Genomic DNA, 22,778 nt, shown 5'->3' with positions numbered 1-22,778 from the left:
TTGCTCGCGAATGCGGTCTGACAGTCAAAATGACTATCGACTGACTCTACGCCATCGCGAGCAAGCTCGCTCCCACAGGTATGTTCAGTGTATAGATGCTTTATTCGTGATGCGGTACGCCCAGGAAGGTCAGTGAGGTGAACACACCACGGGTCGCCACCTCCTTGTCGTCCTTGAGCGGTATTTCCATTTGTGCGGCGATGACGTTCAACCCTTCATTGCGCACCAGCACCTGGGCCCGGCCCTCGGCGTCGGTTTCAGTGGATACGGTGTTCGGCGCGCTGCGGTAATCGCCCACCAGCTTTACCCCGGCGGCGGGCTTCCCATCCAGCAACACCCTTACCGGCAACGACTTGCCCGGGCCTACCGTCAGCGGATCGACTTGCGGCAGGATCAGGAACTTGATCGGCTCCAGCTTCGGCAGCTCCGCCCCCGGCTCATAGATCGCCAGGCTGTATTTGAAGGTGTGGGTCGATTCGACAGCCCCGGGTACCTTGCTGCGGCCTTCGTTGATCCATTTATTGTCGGCAGTCTGGGACCACATGCCGTTGTCCAGCGCCACCGCCAGCACGGCGGGTGGTTTGAGCGGTTGCAGGCGGGCGTGGTCCGGCAGACGCTCAACGGTGACGGGGATCATTTTCCCGCCCAGGTCATAAGCCCAGGCGCCGCTGATTTTCTGCGCCTTGAACGCGTTGTCCTCGGCACCGTGCCCGTATATCACTTCGATGTTGCCGCGCCGTTGTTCGGTCCACAGGCCGTGGGCCGAGGCTTGTGTCGCAAGGAAGAGGCCGAGAAGGGCGAGTGTCTTCGGGTATTTCATGCAGGTTTTCCTTTTACAGATCAAGGGTGAGACTGACGGTGAAATTGCGTGGCTCGCCGGGGTTGACCCAGTAGTTGCTGTAGGCGCGCTCGTAGTACTTTTCATCGAAGACGTTGTTGAGGTTCAGGCCGACGGTGACGGTATCACTGGCCTTGTAATGAGCCAGCAGGTCCACGGTGTGGTAGGCCGGCAATTCGAAATCGGCGCCGGCCTCGCCTGAGCGATCGCCGACGTAAGTGAACGCGGCGCCGACATCCGAGCCCCGCAGGCGGCCATCCTGGAACTCATACACGCCCAGCAGGCTGCCGCTGCGCTTGGCGACACCGAGGATTCGGCTGCCCGTTGGAATGGTTTTGTCACCTTGGGTCACCTCGGCGTCGATGTAGGCAAAGGCGCCGATCACCCGTATGGCGTCGGTGAGCTGTCCGGTGACTTGCAGATCGATCCCCTGGCTGCGGGCCTTGCCCATGGCGCGGCTGGTGTCCGTGCCCGGGTCGAGCGCCAGGACGTTTTCCTTCTCGGTATGAAACACCGCCACGGTGGTGCTCAGGCGGTCATCGAACAGCTCGCTCTTGACCCCCGCTTCATAGCCGACGCCTTCTTCCGGATCGAAGGATTTTCCGCCGGCATCCAGGCCATTGTTGGGCTTGAACGAGGTGGACGCATTGGCGAACAGCCCGACTTCAGGTGTCAGCTGATACAACAGGCCGGCCCGCTGCGTCAGGGCATCATGGCGCTGGCGGCGGGTGGCGTTGCGGGTGTAGTCGTCGATGCCTTGCTCGAAATGCTCGTAGCGCACGCCGAGCATGCAACGCAGCTTGTCGGTAAATACGATCTGGTCCTGAAGGTTCAGCGCGCGGCTTTGCACATGCTCGAAGAAGTCCGTTCCCGTGCGCAGGCCGTCGGGCTTTGGCTGGCCGTAGATCGGGTTGTAGATGTCGATGGGATAAGCACCGCCGTTGATAGTGGTGACGCGCTCGTTCTTGCGGTAATCCTCGTATTCGCTGCCGATCAGCAATTCGTGCTGCCACGGGCCGAGGTCGAACAGGCCCCGCAGTTCCAGCTGAGTGATGCTGTCATGCCAATCGTTGTCGCGCTCGCGGTAGCGACGGTTGACGGTGTGGCCGTCGGCATTCAGCGGGCGCGCTTCGGAGGCGAAGCCCCAGAGTTCGCCTTGTTTGTAATGACTGGCGAGGCGTAACTGCCAGGTGTCGTTGAGCTGATGCTCAAGGGCGGCCTGGAGCATATTGTTGTGGTTGTCGATGTTGCCGTCGTTGGGTTCGCCCAAAAAAGTGGAGCGGGAGACACCACTCCAGCGATTGTTCGGGGCGACGATGCCGCGGTCGAACGTCGAGTTGTGGCGCACGATTTCGCTTTCCACCAGCAGACGGGTGTCGGGGCTCAGTTGCCAGCTGAGGGAGGGCGCGACGAACACCCGCTGGCTGTCGACGTGGTCGCGGAAGCTGTGATTGTCCTCGACCGCCAGGTTGACCCGCGATAACAGGTTGCCTTCGGCATCCAGCGGCGTATTGACGTCCAACGCGGTGCGGTAGCGATCCCAGCTGCCGGCGCTGGCTTGCAGGGTGGTGAAGGCGTCGGGCTGGGGTTTCTTGGTGACGATATTCACCGTGCCGCCGGGATCGCCTCGGCCATACAGGCTCGCCGCCGGGCCTTTCAGCACTTCGATGCGTTCGATATTGGCCGCGTCCGGCGTGCTCGGGTAGCCGCGGTTGGCGCTGAAGCCGTCCTTGTAGAACTCCGACGTGGTGAAGCCGCGGACGCTGTATTCGTAGAGCGTCAGCCCACCGAAGTTGTTTTGCTTCGACACGCCGCCGGCATATTCCAGTGCCCGTTCGACGCTGGTGCTGCCCAGGTCCTTGAGCACGCTGGCAGGAATCACGCTGATCGATTGGGGAATGTCGCCCAGGGCGGTGTCGGTTTTGGTCGCACTGGCGGAGCGCGTTGCACGATAGCCTTTCACGGGGCCGGTCGGGGATTCGTAATCGGCTGTGACGCTGATGGCGTCAAGCTCCAAGGGCTGGGTTTCTTCGGCGAAGGCCGGATCGGCCAATAGGCCCAGGGCCAGGCTGGCGAGGGAAATCCGTTTTAAAGATGACATGTTATGTTGTTCCAATTTCCTTAATTGAAACAATATAACACTACTAATGAGAATTTATGCTATCTATGATTTCGCTCAGCGTGCATGCATCGCTGTGGCGAGGGAACAAGTCCTCTCGCCACGGTGGGATCCGAGCGGGTTACTGCTCTTCCTTGACCGCCACCGGCGCAGGCGGGGGGCGCAGGCCGATTTCGGCGGTGAGCTTGAGCTCCTTGCCGTTGCGCATCACCTGGATGGTGACCTTGTCGGTGGGCTTGATCCGCGCGACCTGGTTCATCGAGCGACGGCCATCGCCGGCCGGTTCGCCGTCGATGCTGAGGATCACGTCGCCCAGTTGCAGGCCGGCTTTTTGCGCCGGGCCGTCGCGGAAAATCCCTGCCACCACGATGCCAGGCCGTCCGGACAAGCCAAAGGACTCCGCCAGTTCCTGGGTCAGCGGTTGCACTTCAATACCCAGCCAGCCACGGATCACCTGGCCGTGTTCAATGATGGACTTCATCACTTCCATCGCCAGCTTCACCGGGATGGCGAAGCCGATGCCCTGGCTGCCGCCGGACTTGGAGAAGATCGCCGTGTTGATCCCGGTGAGGTTGCCGTTGGCGTCCACCAGCGCGCCGCCGGAGTTGCCCGGGTTGATCGCGGCGTCGGTCTGGATGAAATCTTCGTAGTTGTTCAGGCCCAGCTGGTTACGCCCGGTGGCGCTGATGATGCCCATGGTCACGGTCTGGCCGACGCCGAACGGGTTGCCGATGGCCAGGGCAACGTCGCCGATGCGGATGCTGTCGGAGCGGCCGATGGTGATGGCCGGCAGGTTCTTCAGGTCGATCTTCAGCACCGCCAGATCGGTTTCCGGGTCGCTGCCGATCACCCGTGCGAGGGTTTCACGGCCATCCTTGAGGGCGACCACGATCTGGTCGGCACCGCTGGTGACGTGGTTGTTGGTCAGCAGGTAACCTTCCGGGCTCATGATCACGCCCGAGCCCAGGCTCGATTCCATGCGCTTCTGCTTGGGCGAGTTGTCACCAAAGAAACGCCGGAACTGCGGGTCTTCGAACAGCGGATGGCTGGGCTTGTTGATGACTTTGGTGGTGTACAGGTTGACCACGGCGGGCGCGGCGGTGGTCACGGCGTCGGCATAGGACACCGGCCCCTGCAACGATGTCTTGGGCTGCGGCGCCTGTTGCAGGTTGACATCAAGGCTCGGCAGGCCGACCCATTCCGGGTAGCGCTGGATAATCAACAGAGCGACAAGCACGCCGGCCAACAGCGGCCAGCCGGAAAAACGCAGCGCCTTGAGCATCAATCACGTCCTACAAAGGTTGCAGGCGGTATGAGACCGCCCATAATGTCGCGCATTATACGAGGCCGCGCGCGCCTCCGGACGGGATATTTAGGAGTCTTTTCATGGCCGTAGCCCTGAGCACGCTGGTCGAGGAAGCGGACCGTTACCTGGCAAGCAGCCGGATTGCCGATTACTGCCCCAACGGCCTGCAGGTCGAGGGTTCGCCACAGGTGATGCGCATCGTCAGCGGCGTCACGGCCAGCCAGGCGTTGCTGGATGCTGCCGTAGCGGCAGAGGCCGATCTGGTACTGGTGCACCACGGTTATTTCTGGAAGGGCGAGAACCCGTGCATCACCGGCATGAAGCAGCGTCGCCTGAAAACCTTGCTCAAGCACGACATCAGCCTGTTGGCCTATCACTTGCCCCTGGACGTGCACTCCGAGGTAGGCAACAACGTGCAACTGGCCCGCCAGTTGGATATCACCGTCGAAGGACCGCTGGATCCGGATAACCTCAAGGTTGTCGGCCTGGTGGGGTCCTTGTCGGAGCCGATGACGGCCCGGGATTTCGCCCGCAAGGTCCAGGACGTCATGGGGCGCGAGCCGCTGCTGATCGAGGGCGAGCAAATGATCCGCCGGGTTGGCTGGTGCACCGGCGGAGGCCAGGGCTATATCGATCAGGCGGTGCTGGCCGGGGTTGACCTGTACCTCAGCGGCGAGGCCTCGGAGCAGACCTTCCACAGCGCCCGGGAGAACGGTATCAGTTTCATCGCCGCTGGCCACCATGCGACCGAACGCTATGGCGTCCAGGCGCTGGGCGATTACCTGGCACGGCGGTTTGCCCTGGAACACATCTTCATCGATTGCCCGAATCCGATTTGATGCAAATCCAGATCCCTGTGGGGGCAATCTGTGGGAGCTGCACTGGCCGAACCACCAGGCATATCCATATGCTGTTTCGATCTAGTTGGTGCCCTGATTAGAAGAGGTCGCTGTGCTAGGATTCCCCGCTCGAACACGGCCCGCTGGCCGTTCATAAGATAGTTTTCGTGAGTAGCCATGGTCGACAAACTGACGCACCTGAAACAGTTGGAGGCGGAAAGCATCCACATCATCCGCGAGGTGGCCGCCGAGTTCGATAACCCGGTGATGCTGTACTCCATAGGTAAGGACTCCGCCGTGATGCTCCACCTGGCGCGCAAGGCGTTCTTCCCCGGCAAGCTGCCGTTTCCGGTGATGCATGTCGACACCCGCTGGAAATTCCAGGAAATGTACAAGTTCCGCGACCGCATGGTTGAAGAGCTGGGCCTGGACCTGATCACCCATGTGAACCCCGAAGGCGTGGCGCAGGGCATCAACCCGTTCACCCACGGCAGCGCCAAGCACACCGACATCATGAAGACCCAAGGCCTCAAGCAGGCCCTGGACAAATATGGTTTCGATGCCGCATTCGGCGGTGCCCGCCGCGACGAAGAGAAATCCCGCGCCAAGGAGCGCGTCTACTCGTTCCGCGACAGCAAGCACCGCTGGGATCCGAAGAACCAGCGTCCGGAGCTGTGGAACGTCTACAACGGCAAGGTCAACAAGGGCGAGTCGATCCGGGTGTTCCCGCTGTCGAACTGGACCGAGCTGGACATCTGGCAGTACATCTACCTCGAAGGCATCCCGATCGTGCCGCTGTACTTCGCCGCCGAGCGTGAAGTGATCGAGAAGAACGGCACGCTGATCATGATCGACGACGAGCGCATCCTCGAGCACCTGTCCGACGAGGACAAGGCCCGAATCGTCAAGAAGAAAGTGCGTTTCCGTACCCTTGGCTGCTACCCGTTGACGGGCGCGGTGGAGTCCGAGGCCGAAAGCCTCACGGACATCATTCAGGAAATGCTCCTGACGCGAACTTCCGAGCGCCAGGGCCGGGTCATCGACCACGATGGCGCAGGCTCGATGGAAGATAAAAAACGTCAAGGCTATTTCTAAGGGGCTGTCATGTCGCATCAATCTGATTTGATCAGCGAGGACATCCTCGCCTACCTGGGCCAGCACGAGCGCAAGGAGCTGTTGCGTTTCCTGACCTGCGGTAACGTCGACGACGGCAAGAGCACCCTCATCGGGCGCCTGCTGCACGACTCCAAGATGATCTACGAAGATCACCTGGAAGCCATCACCCGCGATTCGAAGAAAGTCGGCACCACCGGCGACGACATCGACCTGGCGTTGCTGGTCGACGGCCTGCAGGCCGAGCGCGAGCAGGGGATTACCATCGATGTCGCGTACCGCTATTTCTCCACCGCCAAGCGCAAATTCATCATCGCCGACACTCCCGGCCATGAGCAGTACACCCGCAACATGGCCACCGGTGCCTCCACCTGTGACCTGGCGATCATCCTGGTGGATGCCCGTTATGGTGTGCAGACCCAGACCCGTCGCCACAGCTTCATCGCCTCGTTGTTGGGCATCAAGCACATCGTCGTGGCCATCAACAAGATGGACCTCAAGGACTTTGACCAGGGCGTGTTCGAGTCGATCAAGGCCGACTACCTGAAGTTCGCCGAAGGCCTGAAGATGCAGCCTACCAGCATGCACTTCGTGCCGATGTCCGCCCTCAAGGGCGACAACGTGGTGAACAAGTCCGAGCGCTCGCCGTGGTACACCGGCCAGTCGCTGATGGAAATCCTCGAGACCGTGGAAGTGGCGGGTGACCGTAACTTCAGCGACCTGCGCTTCCCGGTGCAGTACGTCAACCGTCCGAACCTGAACTTCCGCGGTTTTGCCGGCACCCTGGCCAGCGGCATCGTGCACAAGGGCGACGAAGTGGTGGTGCTGCCGTCGGGCAAGAGCAGCCGGGTAAAATCCATCGTCACCTTTGAAGGCGAGCTGGAGCAGGCCGGTCCAGGCCAAGCCGTGACGTTGACTATGGAAGATGAGATCGACATCTCCCGTGGCGACCTGCTGGTGCATGCCGACAACGTTCCGCCGGTCACCGACAGCTTCGAAGCGATGCTGGTGTGGATGGCTGAAGAGCCGATGCTGCCGGGCAAGAAATACGACATCAAGCGCGCGACCAGCTACGTGCCGGGCTCGATTGCCAGCATCGTCAACAAAGTCGATGTGAACACCCTCGAAGAGGGCCCTGCCAGCGCGTTGCAGCTCAACGAAATCGGCAAGGTGAAGATTGCCCTGGACGCGCCGATCGCCCTGGACGGCTACGAGAGCAACCGCACCACCGGCGCATTCATCATCATCGATCGCCTGACCAACGGCACCGTTGGCGCCGGCATGATCGTCGCCCAGCCATTGGCTCACGGCAGCAGCACCCACCACGGCAAACTCGCCCATGTGTCGGTGGAAGAGCGCGCCCAGCGCTTCGGCCAGCAGCCAGCCACCGTGCTGTTCAGCGGCCTGTCGGGCGCGGGCAAGAGCACACTGGCCTATGCGGTCGAGCGCAAGCTGTTCGACTCGGGCCGTGCGGTGTTTGTGCTCGATGGCCAGAACCTGCGTCATGACCTGAACAAGGGCCTGCCGCAGGACCGTGCCGGGCGCACCGAGAATTGGCGTCGCGCGGCTCACGTCGCCCGTCAGTTCAACGAAGCCGGCCTGCTGACCCTGGCGGCATTCGTTGCGCCGAGCGCCGAAGGGCGTGAGCAGGCCAAGGACCTGATCGGCAGGGAGCGTCTGCTGACGGTCTACGTTCAGGCCTCGCCGACCGTCTGCGCCCAGCGTGATCCGCAGGGGTTGTACGCCGCCGCTGGCGACAACATCCCGGGCGAGTCCTTCCCGTATGACGTGCCGCTGGATGCCGACCTGGTGATCGACACCCAGTCGCTGACACTGGAGGAGAGCGTCAAGCAGGTGTTGGATCTGCTGCGCAGTCGCGGCGCGATCTAAGAGATGCAGCTTTAAGTTCCAGCTGCAAGCGACAAGTAAAAAGCCCGCCGATGAGTGATCATCGGCGGGCTTTTTTCATTGGCTCTGACCCTGTGGGAGCGGGCTTGCTCGCGAATGCGGTGTATCGGTCAACATCTGTCTTGAGTGTCAGTCCGCATTCGCGAGCAAGCCCGCTCCCACAAGGTGGGGTCAGTGGCGGTCTGGGAATTCCTGATGCATCTGCCCCAGCAACGCATCCTTGTCCTGCCACAGCTGGTTGATCCAGCCTTGGAACTCCAGGCGATACGCACCGTCCTGGTCGTAGTTCCTGCCGATGAACTGCGGCGGGATCTTCAGTTCCTGGAAATGCACCACCACTTCTCCAACGTTGCCGCAGAGCAAATCCCAATACCCCGGACGACCGCCCGGATAGTGAATGGTCACGTTGATGATCGATTCCAGTTGCTCACCCATGGCATCCAGCACGAATGCGATGCCGCCGGCCTTGGGCTTGAGCAGGTAGCGAAACGGGGACTGCTGTTGAGCGTGCTTGCCGTCGGTGAAGCGTGTGCCTTCGACGAAGTTGAAAATGCCCACCGGGTTGTTGCGAAACTTCGCGCAGGTCTTGCGGGTGGTTTCCAGGTCCTTGCCTTTCTTTTCCGGGTGTTTTTCCAGATAGGCCTTGGAGTAGCGCTTCATGAACGGAAAGCCCAGCGCCCACCAGGCCAGGCCGATCACCGGCACCCAGATCAGCTCCTGCTTGAGAAAGAACTTCAATGGGCGGATGCGCCGGTTCAGCACATATTGCAGCACCATGATGTCGACCCAGCTCTGGTGGTTGCTGGTGATCAGGTACGAGTGCTGGTAGTCCAGGCCTTCCAGGCCGCTGAGGTGCCAGCGGGTGCGGCGCAGCAGGTTCATCCAGGCCTTGTTGTTGCTGATCCAGGCTTCGTGGATGTGCCCCATGAGCCAGTTGGTAAAGCGCTGGGCGGCGGGGAAGGGCAACAGCAGCTTGAAAATCGCCACGATGAACAGCGGCGTGCAGCAGACGATGGTGTTGATCGCCAGCAGCAGCGAGGCGATGACGCCCCGCACCGGGGCAGGCAGGAAATCCAGCATTTAAATATCCATAGGTCGGTTGGCGGCTTGGATCGCGGTCAAGGCGATGGTGTAGACGATGTCGTCGACCTGGGCGCCGCGGGGCAAGTCGTTTACGGGTTTGCGCAGGCCTTGCAGCATCGGTCCGAGGCTGACGCAATCGGCGCTGCGCTGGACAGCCTTGTGGGTGGTATTGCCGGTGTTCAGGTCCGGGAAGATGAACACCGTCGCCCGGCCAGCCACCTGGCTGTTGGGCGCCAGTTGCCGCGCCACGGTTTCGTTGGCGGCGGCGTCGTATTGCAGCGGGCCGTCGATCAGCAAACCGTGTTGCGCCTCATGGGCCAGCAAGGTCGCTTCGCGGACTTTCTCCACCTCTTCGCCGCTGGCCGATTCGCCGCTGGAATAGCTGAGCATTGCCACCCGTGGCGTAATGCCGAACGCGGCGGCCGAGTCGGCGCTTTGCAGGGCGATCTCTGCCAGTTCCGCCGCGCTGGGGTGCGGGTTCATCACGCAGTCGCCGTAGACCAGCACTTCTTCGGGGAACAGCATGAAAAACACCGAGGACACCAGGGAGCAACCCGGTGCGGTCTTGATCAATTGCAGGGCCGGGCGGATGGTGTTGGCGGTGGAGTGAATGACGCCTGACACCAGCCCATCCACCTCGTCCAGCGCCAGCATCATGGTGCCGATGACCACGGTGTCTTCCAGCTGTTGCTCGGCCATCGGCGCATTCAGGCTCTTGCTCTTGCGCAGCCGCACCATCGGCTCGACGTAACGCTCGCGGATCGAATCCGGGTCGAGAATCTCCAGCCCCGGCGGCAGTTCGATGCCTTGGGCGCGGGCCACCGCTTCGACGTCGGCCGGCTTGGCCAGCAACACGCAACGGGCGATGCCTCGGGCCTGGCAAATGGCGGCGGCCTGCACCGTCAGCGGTTCGCTGCCTTCCGGCAGGACGATGCGCTTGTTGGCGGCCTGGGCGCGCTGGATCAACTGGTAGCGAAACACCGCCGGCGACAGACGCATTTCCCGTGGCGTGCCACAGCGCTGATGCAGCCATTTGGCGTCCAAGTGGCTGGCGACGAAATCGGTGATGATTTCGGCGCGCTCGCGGTCATCGATCGGGATTTCCTTGTTCAGGCCGTTGAGCAGGTTGGCGGTGTCATAGGAACCGGTGCTCACCGACAACACCGGCAGGCCGGCCTGCAAGGCGCCCCGGCACAAGTCCATGATGCGTGGGTCGGGCAGGGTGTCGCTGGTCAACAGCAGGCCGGCCAGCGGCACGCCGTTGATGGCGGCCAGGCTCACGGCGAGGATGATGTCGTCGCGATCGCCAGGGGTCACCACCAGCACGCCGGGCTTGAGCAGTTCCACGGTGTTGCGCATGGTGCGGGCGCAAATGATGATGTTGCTCATGCGCCGGCTTTCGTAATCGCCGGCATTGAGCACCTGCGCGCCCATCAGGTCGGCCACGTCGCGGGTGCGCGGGGCGTTGAGTTCCGGGCGGAACGGAATGCAGCCCAGCAGGCGGAAGTCACCGCTGCGCAGCAGGGGCGAGTGCTCCTTGAGCCGGGCGGAAAACGCCTCCATGCTTTCGTCGGTGCGCACCTTGTTCAGGATCACACCGAGGACTTTCGGGTCTTTCGGCCCGCCGAACAGTTGCGCCTGCAACTCGACCCGCCCGGACAGCTCGGTCAGCACCTCATTCTCCGGTGCCGACACGAGGATGACCTCGGCGTCCAGGCTCTTGGCCAGGTGCAGGTTGACTCGGGCGGCGTAGCTGGCGTTGCGGGTCGGGACCATGCCTTCGACGACCAGCACATCCTTGCCGATGGCCGCCTGCTGATAGAGGGTGATGATTTCTTCCAGCAGCTCATCGAGCTGGCCGTCGCCGAGCATCCGCTCGACGTGAGCCAGACCCAGCGGTTGCGGCGGCTTGAGGCCATGGGTGCGCGCCATCAGTTCGGTGGAACGTTCCGGCCCGGTGTCGCCGGGATGCGGCTGGGCAATGGGCTTGAAGAAGCCGACTTTCAGTCCGGCCCGTTCAAGGGTACGCACCAGCCCGAGGCTGATGGAGGTCAGGCCTACGCCGAAATCGGTGGGCGCGATAAAAAAAGTTTGCATGCGGATTCTCTAAGGGTGCATGGCAAGGGCGAGGCCTATATCTGGCCGTCTGCCGTCTATTCAGTCGTCAAGGTTATCGCTAACCGAGGCCTGTGCGCACCAGCCGCAAGCAAAGGGCTGGCCTATTTTTTCAATACGTTGCGCCGGGTCCAGCACCCAGGCCCGGGATTGCCACGGCGGCTGGTGGCGCAGGTGCTGGGTATGCCCACAGGACAGCTCGGCCACCCAGTGCCCGTCCTCGTCCTGATGGAAACCCCGGACTGTCTGTCTATCGACGCAGGCCCGTTTGTCCGGGTTCCGTTCGCTTTCGGGCAAATCCTTGTTTAGACTTGTCCGTTCTTCATTCTTATGCAAAAGGTCTCGCCCCATGCTGATCGCCGCCAATAAGGCTGTCTCCATCGACTATACCCTGACCAACGACGCTGGTGAGGTCATCGACAGCTCTGCCGGCGGCGCTCCGCTGGTCTACCTGCATGGCGCAGGCAACATTATCCTGGGCCTGGAAAAAGCCCTGGAAGGTAAAACCACCGGTGACGAGCTGGACGTAACCGTTGAGCCGGAAGACGCCTATGGTGAATATTCCGCCGAACTGGTCAGCACCCTGAGCCGCAGCATGTTCGAAGGCGTCGATGAGCTGGAAGTGGGCATGCAGTTCCACGCGTCGGCGCCCGATGGCCAGATGCAGATCGTCACCATCCGCGACCTGGAAGGCGACGACGTCACCGTTGACGGCAACCACCCGTTGGCCGGTCAGCGCCTGAACTTCAAGGTCAAGATCGTCGACATCCGTGACGCCAGCCAGGAAGAAGTCGCCCATGGTCACGTCCATGGCGAAGGTGGTCATCACCACTGATTTCTGCGCTACGCTCAGAAAACTGGAAAGGCGCCGCATGGCGCCTTTTTTGGTCGGTTGCTGTTAGCATCGACCGTGGCTGTTTCAAAAAAGATCCGCAAACCTGGAGTTCGTCATGAGTGCTTTCCACGACCTTAAACTGAAAGCCCTGGATGGTCAGGAGCTTCCTCTGGCGCCGTTCAAGGGGCAAGTCGTGCTGGTGGTCAACGTCGCCTCCAAATGTGGCCTGACGCCGCAATACGCTGCGTTGGAAAACCTCTACCAGCAATTCAAGGACCGAGGCTTCAGCGTGCTGGGGCTGCCCTGCAATCAGTTCGCCGGGCAGGAGCCCGGGACCGAGCAGGAGATCCAGGACTTCTGCAGCCTCAACTATGGCGTGACATTTCCCTTGTCCAGCAAGCTGGAAGTGAACGGTCATGACCGCCATCAGCTCTACCGTTTGCTGGCGGGCGAGGGCGCCGAGTTCCCCGGGGACATTACCTGGAACTTCGAGAAATTCCTGCTCGGCAAGGACGGTCGCGTACTGGCCCGCTTCTCGCCGCGCACGACGCCGGATGATCCAACGGTGATCCAGGCGATCGAGAAAGCGCTAGGCTGAAGCTGATCCCATAACCATCAGAGGCTTGCAATGGCTCTGAAATGGTTCCGGGATGACTGTGGCGAGGGAGCAAGCTCCTCGCCACAGGATTTACTCAATGCCCTTGTGCGCCCTTTTAATCCTTAATCATTCCAATCAATAGTGCTATCCAGCACCCGGGGCGCCGCATATTATCCTCGTCATATCGACTTGCGACCTTGCCCGTGGAGTGCCTCATGCCTGTACAAGCCCTGTTCAAACCCTTCCATCTCGGCGCGCTGGAACTGCCAACCCGGGTGGTGATGGCGCCGATGACCCGTTCCTTTTCGCCGGGTGGCGTGCCAAACGCCAAGGTCATTGAGTACTACCGTCGTCGCGCAGCCGCGGGCGTCGGCCTGATTATCACCGAGGGCACCACGGTCGGGCACAAGGCCTCCAACGGTTATCCGAACGTGCCGCATTTCTACGGCGAGGCGGCGCTGGCCGGCTGGAAACAGGTGGTCGATGCGGTGCATGCCGAAGGCGGCAAGATCGTTCCGCAGCTGTGGCATGTGGGCAGTGTGCGCCGCACCGGGACCGAGCCGGACGCCAGCGTACCGGGCTATGGTCCGAGCGAGAAACTCAAGGACGGCCAGGTGGTGGTCCATGGCATGACCCAGGCAGACATCGACGAGGTCATCGCCGCGTTCGCTCAAGCGGCCAAAGATGCCCAGCGCATCGGCATGGACGGCGTGGAGATCCATGGCGCCCACGGCTACCTGGTGGACCAGTTCTTCTGGGAAGGCAGCAACCAGCGCACCGACGGCTACGGCGGCAGCCTGGCCAATCGTTCGCGCTTCGCCATCGAACTGATCCGCGCCGTGCGTGCGGCGGTGGGTGAGGGGTTTCCGATCATTTTCCGTTTCTCCCAATGGAAGCAGCAGGACTACACCGCGCGCCTGGTGCAGACGCCTGAGGCGTTGGGCGAATTCCTCCAGCCGTTGTCCGACGCCGGCGTGGACATTTTCCACTGCTCGACGCGACGTTTCTGGGAGCCGGAATTTGAAGGCTCCGAGCTGAACCTGGCGGGCTGGACCCGCAAGCTCACCGGCAAGCCGACCATTACCGTGGGCAGCGTCGGCCTGGATGGCGAGTTCCTGCAGTTCATGGTCAACACCGACAAAGTTGCCCAGCCCGCCAGCCTGGAGAACCTGCTGGAGCGCCTGAACAATGACGAGTTCGACCTGGTGGCGGTGGGGCGTGCGCTGCTGGTGGATCCGGACTGGGCGCAAAAAGTCCGCGAAGGCCGCGAGCAGGAGATCCTGCCGTTCAGCCGCGAGGCGTTGATGACGTTGGTTTGAGCCTACCTGAACGGACGCCATCGCGAGCAGGCTCGCTCCCACATTGATCTTCAGTGGACACATACTTTTGTGTACGACCAGGATCCCTTGTGGGAGCGAGCCTGCTCGCGATGGCGATCTCCACGGCACCGAGAGTTCAGCGCATTGGCGACGCAGCCGGCATCACCTGCTCACCCACACAAGCCCCGCGCAACTGCATCTCGAACTGCTCGATCACCGCCGCCCAACCCTGGCGACTGGCATGCTGGCGCGCGTTGAGCCGCACGCAACGCAAGGTCTCACGCTGCTCCAGCAACCAACGCGCCGCATCGCAGAACGCCTCTTCATCCCCCGGCATCGCCAGCACGCCGTTATAGCCATGCCGGATGTGTTGCGCTGCCGCCGCCTGATCATAGGCGACCACGCCCAGCCCGGACGCCAGCGCCTCCAGCACCACGTTGCCGAACGTCTCGGTCAGGCTCGGAAAGACAAACACATCCCCGGACGCGTAATGGCTCGCCAGCGCCTCGCCCCGTTGCGAGCCACAGAAAATCGCGTCGGGCAGCGCCTGCTCCAGCTCGGAACGCTGCGGACCGTCGCCGATCACCACCAGTTTCATCCGCCGCTCCGGGAACGCGTTGCGCAGCGTGTCGAAACTGCGCTTGAGCAGCCCGAGGTTTTTCTCCGGGGCCAGGCGCCCGACGTGGATCACGGCGATGTCCTCATCGCCCAGGCCCCAGGTTTCGCGTAGGCCGGTCGAGCGCTTGACCGGATGAAACAGCTGGCTGTCCACGCCCCGCGACAGCAGCGCCACGCGTTCGAAATGCCGTCGCTCCAGTTCCAGGCGCTGGCTCAGGCTAGGGACCAGGGTCAGGCTGGAGCGGTTGTGAAACCAGCGCAGGTAGTGCGTGAGTGCGCGACTGAGCAACCCGAGGCCGTATTGCCGGGTGTATTGCTGGAAGTTGGTGTGGAAACCACTGACCACCGAAATGCCCAGGCGCCGTGCCGCTCGCAACGCCGACAAACCCAGGGGGCCCTCCGTGGCGATGTACAACACGTCGGGACGATGGCGTGTCCAGCGCCGCAACAGCTTATGCATCGACGCCTGGCCCCACTGCAGGCCCGGGTAACCCGGTAATGGCCAGCCCCGGCACAGCAACAACTGATCGTCACTAGTCTGACGCCCGTCGTCAGCCTGTCGTGGCCGTATCAGCTCGACCCGATGCCCCCGGTCACGCAAGCCGTCGTACAGGCGGCTCAGGGTATTGGCCACCCCGTTGATTTCCGGTGGAAAGGTTTCGGTGATGAGGGTGATGTGCAGGTGTGTGGTCATGGCCCCAGTGTCGACCGGGGCCGTGTCGTCATTGTGACGCCACCGTGATGGATTTGTGACGCACTCAGCCCTGCCGTGCCAACGCGGTCTCGGCGCCTTGCTCGCGCACCCAGAACAGGGTCGCGCCGGCCACGGCCGCCGGCATCATCAGGATGTTGACCAGGGGGATCAGCAGCACCAGGTACACGCTGCCGCCAAAGCCCAGGCTCTGCCAGCGCTTCTCCCGCAGCCAGGCGAGCATTTCGTTCCAGCCCAGCTTGTGGTTGTCCGCCGGGTAATCGATGTACTGGATTGCCATCATCCACACGCCAAACAGCAACCACAGCGGGGCGGCCACGAGGTTGATCACCGGAATGAACGACAGAACGAACAGTCCCAGGGCACGGGGCAGGAAATAGCCAAGCTTGCGCGCTTCCCGGGCGAAGGTGCGCGGAACCATGGCGACCAGTTCGCCCCAGCTGAAGGCCGGGAAGTCATCGGTGCCACGGATGACCACTTCGACTTTTTCTGCGAGAAAACCGTTGAAGGGGGCGGCGATGATATTAGCGAGCATCGTAAAGGTGAAAAATACCATCAGCCCCACCAGCACCACGAACAACGGCCAGAGGATGTAGCTGAGGAAACTCAACCAGTCCGGCAGCGACGGCATCAGCGTGTCGACCCACAGGCTGAACTGATGGCCGGCCAGGTAGATCAATCCGACGAACAGCACAAGGTTGATCGCCAGTGGCAAGAGGACGAACAGGCGCAGGCCCGGGCTCAGGACCAGCTTGAGGCCTTCTCGCAAATATTGCGGGCCGGACAGTACGGGGGCGGGCATTGGTGACTCCGAGCGAAGGTGAACGGGCCGACCTTACCGGCTTTGCCCGGCGTGGGAAAGCGGCGACATGACGTGTAACAAGGTTTCATGAAATGTTCACTGCTATTGCAGGGGCTGTGGGGGATAGAGCTCACCTATGAGCTGGATTGTTAAACCGTATTTCCTTAATCTTCGCTCCCTCGATACGCTGCACCCATTCTTTTTCAGGATCGTCGAAACCAAGCCTTCCCCAAGTGCGTCAACGGTCCTTTTTATTCACGCCGCTCACCCGGCGTTCCGGCCCGCAAGGTCCGGTCAACAGGAGCAGGTCATGTCTGAAGTCCGTCATTCGCGAGTGATTATTCTCGGTTCCGGCCCTGCCGGTTACAGTGCCGCCGTCTATGCGGCCCGCGCCAACCTCAAGCCGCTGCTGATCACCGGCATGCAGGCTGGCGGTCAATTGACCACCACCACCGAAGTCGACAACTGGCCGGGCGACGTCCACGGTCTGACCGGCCCGGCCTTGATGGAGCGCATGAAGGAGCACGCCGAGCGTTTCGAAACCGAGATCGTCTTCGACCACATCAACGCCGTGGATTTCGCCGCCAAGCCGTACACCCTGACGGGTGACAGCGCAACCTACACCTGCGACGCCCTGATCATCGCCACCGGCGCCAGCGCTCGTTACCTGGGCCTGCCGTCGGAAGAAGCCTTCATGGGCAAGGGCGTTTCCGCTTGCGCCACCTGCGACGGTTTCTTCTACCGTAACAAGCCCGTGGCTGTGGTGGGTGGCGGCAACACCGCCGTCGAGGAAGCCCTGTACCTGGCCAACATCGCCAGCACGGTCACCCTGGTCCACCGTCGCGAAACCTTCCGCGCCGAAAAAATCCTGATCGACAAGCTCAATGCCCGCGTCGCCGAAGGCAAGATCATCCTCAAGCTCAACGCGACCCTGGACGAAGTGTTGGGCGACAAGATGGGCGTGACCGGTGCTCGCCTGAAGAACAACGATGGCAGCTTCGACGAGGTCACGGTTGACGGTGTGTTCATCGCCATCGGCCACACTCCGAACACCTCGTTGTTCGAAGGTCAGCTGGAGCTCAAGGACGGTTACCTGGTGGTCAAGGGTGGCCGCGACGGCAACGCCACCGCCACCAGCGTCGAAGGTATCTTCGCCGCCGGCGACGTGGCCGACCACGTCTACCGCCAGGCCATTACCTCGGCCGGCGCCGGCTGCATGGCGGCCTTGGACACCGAACGTTACCTGGACGGCCTGCAGAACGCTTCGTTCTGATTCATCGGGCTTAAAAAACCGGCTTCGGCCGGTTTTTTATTGAGCGTCTACACCGATTACCTGTGGGAGCGAGCCTGCTCGCGATAGCGTTGGGTCAGTCAGTAATGTTGTTGACTGATGCGCCGCTATCGCGAGCAGGCTCGCTCCCACAGGGTTCTCACACAGGTTTTTTGATTGTATTCAGGCCAGCCTCACCAGGCACGCCTCCAGAATATCCAGCCCCTCTTCCAGGACCGCTGCCTCAGTCGTCAACGGCGCCAGCAGCCGGATGATGTGCCGTGACTTACCGCTGGGCATCAGCAGCAAACCCGCTTCCCGCGCCAGGGCCAGCAACTGGGTCAACTGTGCCGAGGCCGGGGTGCCGTCGGCGTGGGCCAGTTCGAGGCCGCGCATTGCGCCGACACCGGTCAGGCGACCCAGGTAAGGCGTCACTCCATGGCCGCGCCAGGATTCGTAGCGGCTGACGATGGCTTCCTCCTGCTGCGCTCCCCAGGCTTGCAGGTTCGCGTCGGTCATTTCATCCAGGGTCGCCAGCGCGGCGGCGCAGGCGATGGGGTTGCCTGAGTAAGTGCCGCCCAGTCCGCCCTTGGGCAAGTTGTCCAGCAGCGCCTTGCGCCCCACCACCGCCCCCAGGGGTACGCCGCCGGCGATACTCTTGCCCAGGAGGATCAAGTCCGGCTCGATGCCCAGGCGCGAGAATGCAAAGCGCTGGCCGGTGCGGCCGAAACCGGACTGGATTTCGTCGACGATCAGCACAATGCCCTTGTCATCGCAGAACTGTCGCAGGGCCTGGGCGAAAGACGCGTCCAGGGCCAGGAAACCGGCTTCGCCCTGCACCGGTTCGATGATGAAACAGGCGACGTCATTCACGTCGATCTCGACGCTGAACAGCCGATCCATGGCTTTGAGCGCCTCGGTGCAGGTGACGCCGTTGTCTTGGCTGGGGTACGGCAGGTGATAGACCGGTCCGGGCAGTACGCCGACTTTCTGCTTGTACGGCGCGACCTTGCCATTGAGGTTGAGCGTGGCCAGGGTGCGGCCGTGGAAGGCACCGTCAAACGCCACGACGGCGGTGCGACCGGTGGCGCCGCGGACGATCTTCAGCGCATTCTCCGCCGCTTCGGCGCCGCTGTTGGTGAGCATGCCGCTGACCGGGTATTCCACCGGCACGAACGCCGCCAGGCGCTCAATCAGTTCAATGTACGGCGCGTGAGGTGCGGCATTGAACGCATAGTGGGTCAGCCGAGTGGCTTGTTCGCGGATCGCCTCGACGATGCGTGGATGGCAATGGCCGAGGTTCAACACGCCGATACCGCCGACAAAATCGATGTAGCGCTTGCCGTCGGTGTCCCAGACTTCAGCGTTCCTGCCGTGACTGAGGCTGACGGGATGCACGATGGAAATCGATTGGCTGATGGTGTCGCTGCTCATGAAAGACCGCTCGCAAGGGAAGAAGGCGTGCGCTATTCAAGCTGCGAGCGAAGGGGCCCGGCAAACGAAATAAAGTTGCCGGGTCAATCTTAAAAGTCGGGATGTCTGGATAAGCGCGGTGTTGTGGCTCGCAGGTTGTGGGGGCAAAGCTTGCTCGCGATCCTGACGCTACGATTCCGAGAGAACCCATAGCCTTCATCGCGGGCAAGCCTGGCTCCCACAGGGGACTCGATGTCAGCGACGTTGCAACGGCGGCGCCGCGAACTTCACCCCGGCCAGCCCATGAACCATCAGCGCGCGGATATTGCCATGATCGCTGCCTTCGGGCGTGGCCAGTACCGAGCGGTAATGCTCGCCGAACGCCAGCAGCGCCTCTGCATCGCTCAAGCCTTCGAGCAGCGCCAGGCCCAGGGTCTTGCAGGACCCTTCGTTCTGCCCGGCGGCGTTTTCCACGCCGCCATTGGCAAAGGCCTGAGGCTGGTAGTTGTAGCCAGCGGCGATGAAGGCCAGGGTGTCGGCGAAGAGATGTTCGCCGCTCTTGAGGCGGCTGCGCAGGGTGTCGAGATCAGGCATCGGTTTTTCCTTTGGCAAACGCCGCTTGCTGTTCGGCGCTGGCTTCATTCTGGTATTGGGCTTTCCACTCGGCGTACGGCATGCCGTAAACCACTTCGCGGGCGTCATCGAGGCTTACCTCGATCTGGCGTTCGTCGGCGGCGGCCTTGTACCACTTGGAGAGGCAGTTGCGGCAGAAGCCGGACAGGTTCATCAAATCGATGTTCTGCACATCCTTGCGGCTGTCCAGGTGGGCAACCAGCCGGCGGAAAGCGGCGGCTTCAAGTTCGAGGCGTTGTTGCTCGTTCATGGTGGTCTCTGCGATACAGCTTCAAGGGGCAAGCTTCAAGCTGCAAGAGTGAATTTGCGGTGGTCAGGCTTGAAGCTTACAGCTTGAGACTTGTAGCTGCTACGACGTAGCCCGACTTGCCGCGAGCGTAATCGACACCGACTCGGCAAATCGCAAGGCGTGGGGCTTGTCGACTTCGACTTCGGCGTACAACACCGATGCGTTGGCCATGACCAGGTCCAGCAATTCCTGGGTCAGGCGTTCGAGCAGGGCGAAGCGATTGCCTTCCACGTGGGCGATGATCGCCTTGGTGATGGTGCGGTAGTTCAGCGCGTGATCGATGTCGTTGTCGCGCACCGCATCCTGGGCGGCGTAGAGGATGGTCAGGTTGATCAACACATCCTGCTTGTTGAGGATTTCATCCTCATTGATGCCGATGAATGTGCGCAGGCGCAGGTCCTTGACCTTGATGCGTGCCATGGCTGGCTGAAGTTGTGGCATTTACTTGCTCCATCGAATCAATTGCAGAAACTCAGGCTATTTGACGTGCCGCCCGCCATTGACGGTCAGGGTCGTGCCGGTGACGTAGGGATTGTCCAACAGATAACGCAGGCTCTGGTAGATCACTTCGCTGCCGGGTTCGATGCCCAGCGCCGATTTGGCCAGCGTCCTGGCCCGATAAGCCGCGTCGTCTTCGGGATTGAACAGTAGCAGGGCCGGGGCGATGCCGTTGACCTTGATGGCCGGTGCATACTTCGCCGCGAATGACAGGGTCAGGCTTTCGAGGCCGGCCTTGGTGGCACAATAGGCAATGTGCCGGCTACTGCCCTTGCGCGTCACGTCATCACTGATGTGAACGATATCCGCCGGGGTTGAACGCTGCAGCAACTGGGCACAGTGCAGGTTGATCAGATAAGGCGCCAGCATGTGCACGCTGAACATGGCGTTGAACGCTGCCGCTTCGTTGCCCGGGTCTTCGGCCAGCCAGGCAGAGGCGTTGTGCACGATGGCCCGCAGGCGATCGGTGTGCTGTCGAAGCTGTTCGATAAAGACCAGGATCCCCGCCTCGCTGGAGAAGTCGGCAAAGAGCACAGTCGCCCCCAGGTCCCGCAGCGTCTGCACGCCCGGACGTTCGGTGCGATACGTCGCGATCACCGGTTGTCCGTCCTCCAGCAATCGTCGGGCGCAATGCAACCCCACACGTTGGGCGGCGCCGGTAATCAGGATCGGAGCAGTGGCGCTGGACATAAAGCGGCTCGGTTTACGACAAGTGCAAAAACTATAACAGCGACGGCGTGCGTCTCCTACGTGGGACGATATTCCAGATCGCGCAAAAAACAACAAAAACGCATATCAATCGCTGTTGCTCTTGTCAGGACCGCTATGGGAGGGAGTACACTGGGATCCAATTTGCCAGCCGGATGTGCCTGCCAAAATGAGCGTAATCACCGAGGATAACTTCATTTTCAAGGCGCCAGGTGCCTTGACTCGCGAAGACTTGTTTCCGATTCGTGAAGTCGCGCGCCTGACCGGTGTGAACCCCGTGACGCTACGCGCATGGGAGCGTCGCTACGGTCTGATCCAGCCCACCCGAACGGAAAGCGGGCATCGCCTGTATTCATTGGGTGACATCGATAAGGTTCGCAGTATCCTGGCGTGGATCGAGCGCGGCGTGGCGGTGAGCAAGGTCGGCAAGATCCTGGCGAAGACCGAGGCGGTGCAACCGGTTTCTGTGCTGATTTCATCCGATCTGGTCCTAGCCGATTACGCCCAGTGGCAACAGCAGGTGGCGGATGCGGTGGGCAGTTTCGACGATGTGGAACTGGATCGCGTCTACGGCCAGATTTTTTCCACCTACGCGGTGACCGTCGTCTTCCAGGACATCCTGATGCCGCTCTGGCGGCAGTTGTTGCGGCGCCAGCAGGAATTTGGGCAAACCAGTGAGTGGGTGTTCCTCGATGGTTTCCTGCGTTCGCGCATCATCCAGCGGTTGTTGCTCAAGCGCGAAGGACCGTCGCGACGTGTGCTGGTCTGCGCCGTGGCCGGTCAGTGCCGCGAGTTGGAGTTGCTGGTCACGGCGCTGTTCCTGTGCAAGGCGGAAGTAGGCGTCAGGGTACTGGCTGTCGGTCTGCCGTTCGACGAACTCACCCTGGTGTGCCAGAAAACCCAGCCATTGGCGCTGGTGCTGGTGTCCAATCATGCGCCGGTGCTCGAATTGTCGAAGCGCCTGAGCAAACTGGCAATGAGCCTGGATTGTCCGTTGATGCTGGCCGGTGATGCGTCCGACCTGGCGCAGGACGCCCTGGCCGGCTCGTCGGTCGGTTGCCTGGGTAACGAAGGGAAGGTGATAGGCCAGCGTCTGCGTCAATTTCTGGCAGGTAACCTGGATACCTGATCAGAGATGCATCGTCGGATGGGTCAGGCGATGTTGCTGCAGGATGTATTGGCGCAGGCGTTCAGTTTCGTCCTGGTCATCCTGGTTCAGATGGTAGGCATACAAACCTTGATCGGTTTCCCGTTCGAAGGTGCCTCGCAAGGCAATTCGTTCGTAGCCTGATGGGCTGAACCACAAGGCAAATTGCTTGAGTGGCTTGGTACGGCTTCGGCTTTCCAACAGGATGCCTTTGCAGGAGACCTCATGCACCCAGAGCGAGCCCGGTTGGCCCTTGATATTTTCCAGCGCGACGGGTTCTTTGAGGGTCAGGCGCCACGGGCGGACCTTCGGGCCGTCCTCGTAGATGCTTGGCACCCCCAGGCGCAAGTGCATCGCATGGAATTCATCCTCCACCAGATGCAACGGAAAGGTCATTTGCTGGTTTTCAAAACTGGCTTGTAGCGTGACCTGTTCGTTTGCCGCCAGTCGTGTCAGCAAGTCGCGGATCTGCGAGCCACCGTTTACCAGCAAGCTCGACGTGACATCCCGCTCGTTCAACTGCGGGTTGTGTTGCATGGTCCGGATGAAATCCAGCTCATCCTGGGTCAACAAGGCATCGCGCTGCATGGCCGGCTCGAGAAAGGTGCTTTACGC

Annotated in this window: 22 protein-coding genes; 8 read left to right on the top strand and 14 right to left on the bottom strand. The window is 61.6% G+C overall.

What is annotated here, in order from left to right; translation table 11 throughout:
* Positions 1-100 precede the first annotated feature (100 nt).
* From J7E36_RS19360 to algW, 3 genes are all read right to left on the bottom strand, one after another.
* Positions 101-820, bottom strand: a complete 720-nt coding sequence (locus J7E36_RS19360) for a DUF4198 domain-containing protein (protein WP_215006416.1) — start codon at positions 818-820, stop codon at positions 101-103.
* Between the two features lie 13 nt (positions 821-833).
* Positions 834-2,939, bottom strand: a complete 2,106-nt coding sequence (locus J7E36_RS19355) for a TonB-dependent siderophore receptor (RefSeq protein WP_215006413.1) — start codon at positions 2,937-2,939, stop codon at positions 834-836.
* 139 nt (positions 2,940-3,078) lie between these two features.
* Entirely contained in the window at positions 3,079-4,239 is a 1,161-nt protein-coding gene (algW, locus tag J7E36_RS19350; RefSeq protein ID WP_215006410.1) for a Do family serine endopeptidase AlgW, read from the bottom strand.
* A 104-nt stretch (positions 4,240-4,343) separates the two neighbouring features.
* Here algW and J7E36_RS19345 point away from each other — a divergent pair, with 104 nt between their 5' ends.
* The 3 genes from J7E36_RS19345 to cysN all read left to right on the top strand — a co-directional run bounded on the left by J7E36_RS19345 (position 4,344) and on the right by cysN (position 8,105).
* On the top strand, positions 4,344-5,102 hold the full coding sequence (locus J7E36_RS19345; RefSeq protein WP_215006408.1) for a Nif3-like dinuclear metal center hexameric protein: 759 nt from the start codon (positions 4,344-4,346) through the stop codon (positions 5,100-5,102).
* Between the two features lie 177 nt (positions 5,103-5,279).
* Positions 5,280-6,197 (top strand): sulfate adenylyltransferase subunit CysD, encoded by a 918-nt coding sequence (gene cysD / locus J7E36_RS19340; protein ID WP_215006405.1) that lies wholly within the window; start codon positions 5,280-5,282, stop codon positions 6,195-6,197.
* A 9-nt stretch (positions 6,198-6,206) separates the two neighbouring features.
* Positions 6,207-8,105, top strand: coding sequence for a sulfate adenylyltransferase subunit CysN (gene cysN / locus J7E36_RS19335; protein WP_215006402.1), 1,899 nt, complete (start codon positions 6,207-6,209; stop codon positions 8,103-8,105).
* Positions 8,106-8,294: 189 nt separating this feature from the next.
* Here cysN and J7E36_RS19330 read toward each other — a convergent pair whose 3' ends face one another.
* From J7E36_RS19330 to J7E36_RS19320, 3 genes are read right to left on the bottom strand one after another with little or no spacing between them, the layout of a single operon-like run.
* Positions 8,295-9,203: an acyltransferase gene (locus tag J7E36_RS19330; RefSeq protein ID WP_215006399.1), complete on the bottom strand. Its 909-nt coding sequence runs from the start codon at positions 9,201-9,203 to the stop codon at positions 8,295-8,297.
* Complete coding sequence (pta, locus tag J7E36_RS19325) at positions 9,204-11,303, bottom strand: phosphate acetyltransferase (RefSeq protein WP_215006396.1); 2,100 nt, start codon at positions 11,301-11,303, stop codon at positions 9,204-9,206. It abuts the gene before it with no gap.
* A 60-nt stretch (positions 11,304-11,363) separates the two neighbouring features.
* On the bottom strand, positions 11,364-11,702 hold the full coding sequence (locus J7E36_RS19320) for a DUF3565 domain-containing protein (RefSeq protein WP_215006393.1): 339 nt from the start codon (positions 11,700-11,702) through the stop codon (positions 11,364-11,366).
* Between J7E36_RS19320 and J7E36_RS19315 the strand changes: the two genes are divergently transcribed.
* The 3 genes from J7E36_RS19315 (at position 11,671) to J7E36_RS19305 (ending at position 14,073) form a co-directional block, all read left to right on the top strand.
* Complete coding sequence (locus J7E36_RS19315) at positions 11,671-12,156, top strand: FKBP-type peptidyl-prolyl cis-trans isomerase (RefSeq protein ID WP_215006391.1); 486 nt, start codon at positions 11,671-11,673, stop codon at positions 12,154-12,156. The two genes, J7E36_RS19320 and J7E36_RS19315, sit on opposite strands and share 32 nt — an antisense overlap.
* A 115-nt stretch (positions 12,157-12,271) precedes the next feature.
* Complete coding sequence (locus J7E36_RS19310; protein ID WP_215006388.1) at positions 12,272-12,754, top strand: glutathione peroxidase; 483 nt, start codon at positions 12,272-12,274, stop codon at positions 12,752-12,754.
* A 215-nt stretch (positions 12,755-12,969) separates the two neighbouring features.
* Entirely contained in the window at positions 12,970-14,073 is a 1,104-nt protein-coding gene (locus tag J7E36_RS19305) for an NADH:flavin oxidoreductase (protein WP_215006384.1), read from the top strand.
* A 136-nt stretch (positions 14,074-14,209) separates the two neighbouring features.
* On the opposite strand, the gene J7E36_RS19300 is transcribed toward J7E36_RS19305, so the two are convergent.
* Positions 14,210-15,385, bottom strand: a complete 1,176-nt coding sequence (locus J7E36_RS19300; RefSeq protein ID WP_215006382.1) for a glycosyltransferase family 4 protein — start codon at positions 15,383-15,385, stop codon at positions 14,210-14,212.
* A 64-nt stretch (positions 15,386-15,449) separates the two neighbouring features.
* Positions 15,450-16,205, bottom strand: a complete 756-nt coding sequence (cysZ, locus tag J7E36_RS19295; RefSeq protein ID WP_215006378.1) for a sulfate transporter CysZ — start codon at positions 16,203-16,205, stop codon at positions 15,450-15,452.
* Positions 16,206-16,515: 310 nt separating this feature from the next.
* Here cysZ and trxB point away from each other — a divergent pair, with 310 nt between their 5' ends.
* On the top strand, positions 16,516-17,478 hold the full coding sequence (gene trxB / locus J7E36_RS19290) for a thioredoxin-disulfide reductase (protein ID WP_215006376.1): 963 nt from the start codon (positions 16,516-16,518) through the stop codon (positions 17,476-17,478).
* A 180-nt stretch (positions 17,479-17,658) separates the two neighbouring features.
* Here the strand turns inward: trxB and J7E36_RS19285 are convergent, their stop codons facing one another.
* The 5 genes from J7E36_RS19285 to folM all read right to left on the bottom strand — a co-directional run bounded on the left by J7E36_RS19285 (position 17,659) and on the right by folM (position 20,998).
* Positions 17,659-18,909, bottom strand: a complete 1,251-nt coding sequence (locus tag J7E36_RS19285; protein ID WP_215006373.1) for a 2-aminoadipate transaminase — start codon at positions 18,907-18,909, stop codon at positions 17,659-17,661.
* A gap of 234 nt (positions 18,910-19,143) precedes the next feature.
* The gene (locus tag J7E36_RS19280) at positions 19,144-19,482 is read right to left on the bottom strand and encodes a HopJ type III effector protein (protein WP_215006370.1); all 339 of its coding nucleotides are present in this window, start codon (positions 19,480-19,482) and stop codon (positions 19,144-19,146) included.
* Positions 19,475-19,771, bottom strand: a complete 297-nt coding sequence (locus J7E36_RS19275) for a DUF1244 domain-containing protein (RefSeq protein WP_215006367.1) — start codon at positions 19,769-19,771, stop codon at positions 19,475-19,477. The genes J7E36_RS19280 and J7E36_RS19275 overlap by 8 nt, the downstream gene beginning before the upstream one ends.
* Positions 19,772-19,870: 99 nt before the next feature.
* Positions 19,871-20,251 carry a dihydroneopterin triphosphate 2'-epimerase gene (gene folX / locus J7E36_RS19270; protein ID WP_215006364.1) on the bottom strand — a complete coding sequence of 127 codons (381 nt, stop codon included), beginning with the start codon at positions 20,249-20,251 and terminating at the stop codon, positions 19,871-19,873.
* A gap of 36 nt (positions 20,252-20,287) precedes the next feature.
* On the bottom strand, positions 20,288-20,998 hold the full coding sequence (gene folM, locus J7E36_RS19265; RefSeq protein WP_215006361.1) for a dihydromonapterin reductase: 711 nt from the start codon (positions 20,996-20,998) through the stop codon (positions 20,288-20,290).
* Positions 20,999-21,185: 187 nt separating this feature from the next.
* Here folM and J7E36_RS19260 point away from each other — a divergent pair, with 187 nt between their 5' ends.
* Positions 21,186-22,145 (top strand): MerR family transcriptional regulator, encoded by a 960-nt coding sequence (locus tag J7E36_RS19260; RefSeq protein WP_215006358.1) that lies wholly within the window; start codon positions 21,186-21,188, stop codon positions 22,143-22,145.
* Here J7E36_RS19260 and J7E36_RS19255 read toward each other — a convergent pair whose 3' ends face one another.
* Positions 22,146-22,751, bottom strand: a complete 606-nt coding sequence (locus J7E36_RS19255; protein ID WP_215006355.1) for a hypothetical protein — start codon at positions 22,749-22,751, stop codon at positions 22,146-22,148.
* Between the last annotated feature and the right edge of the window lie 27 nt (positions 22,752-22,778).

The sequence above is a fragment of the Pseudomonas fluorescens genome (assembly GCF_018614775.1).
GTDB classification, from domain to species: domain Bacteria; phylum Pseudomonadota; class Gammaproteobacteria; order Pseudomonadales; family Pseudomonadaceae; genus Aquipseudomonas; species Aquipseudomonas fluorescens_BY.
Note: the sequence above shows the minus strand (reverse complement) of the source record. Positions and strands in the feature narration are given on the sequence as shown.

What these genes read in the sequence shown, in the direction of transcription:
- J7E36_RS19360 (WP_215006416.1), bottom strand. Translation starts at nt 820, where the DNA reads ATGAAATACCCGAAGACACTCGCCCTTCTCGGCCTCTTCCTTGCGACA.
- J7E36_RS19355 (WP_215006413.1), bottom strand. Translation starts at nt 2,939, where the DNA reads ATGTCATCTTTAAAACGGATTTCCCTCGCCAGCCTGGCCCTGGGCCTA.
- algW (WP_215006410.1), bottom strand. Translation starts at nt 4,239, where the DNA reads ATGCTCAAGGCGCTGCGTTTTTCCGGCTGGCCGCTGTTGGCCGGCGTG.
- J7E36_RS19345 (WP_215006408.1), top strand. Translation starts at nt 4,344, where the DNA reads ATGGCCGTAGCCCTGAGCACGCTGGTCGAGGAAGCGGACCGTTACCTG.
- cysD (WP_215006405.1), top strand. Translation starts at nt 5,280, where the DNA reads ATGGTCGACAAACTGACGCACCTGAAACAGTTGGAGGCGGAAAGCATC.
- cysN (WP_215006402.1), top strand. Translation starts at nt 6,207, where the DNA reads ATGTCGCATCAATCTGATTTGATCAGCGAGGACATCCTCGCCTACCTG.
- J7E36_RS19330 (WP_215006399.1), bottom strand. Translation starts at nt 9,203, where the DNA reads ATGCTGGATTTCCTGCCTGCCCCGGTGCGGGGCGTCATCGCCTCGCTG.
- pta (WP_215006396.1), bottom strand. Translation starts at nt 11,303, where the DNA reads ATGCAAACTTTTTTTATCGCGCCCACCGATTTCGGCGTAGGCCTGACC.
- J7E36_RS19315 (WP_215006391.1), top strand. Translation starts at nt 11,671, where the DNA reads ATGCTGATCGCCGCCAATAAGGCTGTCTCCATCGACTATACCCTGACC.
- J7E36_RS19320 (WP_215006393.1), bottom strand. Translation starts at nt 11,702, where the DNA reads ATGGAGACAGCCTTATTGGCGGCGATCAGCATGGGGCGAGACCTTTTG.
- J7E36_RS19310 (WP_215006388.1), top strand. Translation starts at nt 12,272, where the DNA reads ATGAGTGCTTTCCACGACCTTAAACTGAAAGCCCTGGATGGTCAGGAG.
- J7E36_RS19305 (WP_215006384.1), top strand. Translation starts at nt 12,970, where the DNA reads ATGCCTGTACAAGCCCTGTTCAAACCCTTCCATCTCGGCGCGCTGGAA.
- J7E36_RS19300 (WP_215006382.1), bottom strand. Translation starts at nt 15,385, where the DNA reads ATGACCACACACCTGCACATCACCCTCATCACCGAAACCTTTCCACCG.
- cysZ (WP_215006378.1), bottom strand. Translation starts at nt 16,205, where the DNA reads ATGCCCGCCCCCGTACTGTCCGGCCCGCAATATTTGCGAGAAGGCCTC.
- trxB (WP_215006376.1), top strand. Translation starts at nt 16,516, where the DNA reads ATGTCTGAAGTCCGTCATTCGCGAGTGATTATTCTCGGTTCCGGCCCT.
- J7E36_RS19285 (WP_215006373.1), bottom strand. Translation starts at nt 18,909, where the DNA reads ATGAGCAGCGACACCATCAGCCAATCGATTTCCATCGTGCATCCCGTC.
- J7E36_RS19280 (WP_215006370.1), bottom strand. Translation starts at nt 19,482, where the DNA reads ATGCCTGATCTCGACACCCTGCGCAGCCGCCTCAAGAGCGGCGAACAT.
- J7E36_RS19275 (WP_215006367.1), bottom strand. Translation starts at nt 19,771, where the DNA reads ATGAACGAGCAACAACGCCTCGAACTTGAAGCCGCCGCTTTCCGCCGG.
- folX (WP_215006364.1), bottom strand. Translation starts at nt 20,251, where the DNA reads ATGCCACAACTTCAGCCAGCCATGGCACGCATCAAGGTCAAGGACCTG.
- folM (WP_215006361.1), bottom strand. Translation starts at nt 20,998, where the DNA reads ATGTCCAGCGCCACTGCTCCGATCCTGATTACCGGCGCCGCCCAACGT.
- J7E36_RS19260 (WP_215006358.1), top strand. Translation starts at nt 21,186, where the DNA reads ATGAGCGTAATCACCGAGGATAACTTCATTTTCAAGGCGCCAGGTGCC.
- J7E36_RS19255 (WP_215006355.1), bottom strand. Translation starts at nt 22,751, where the DNA reads ATGCAGCGCGATGCCTTGTTGACCCAGGATGAGCTGGATTTCATCCGG.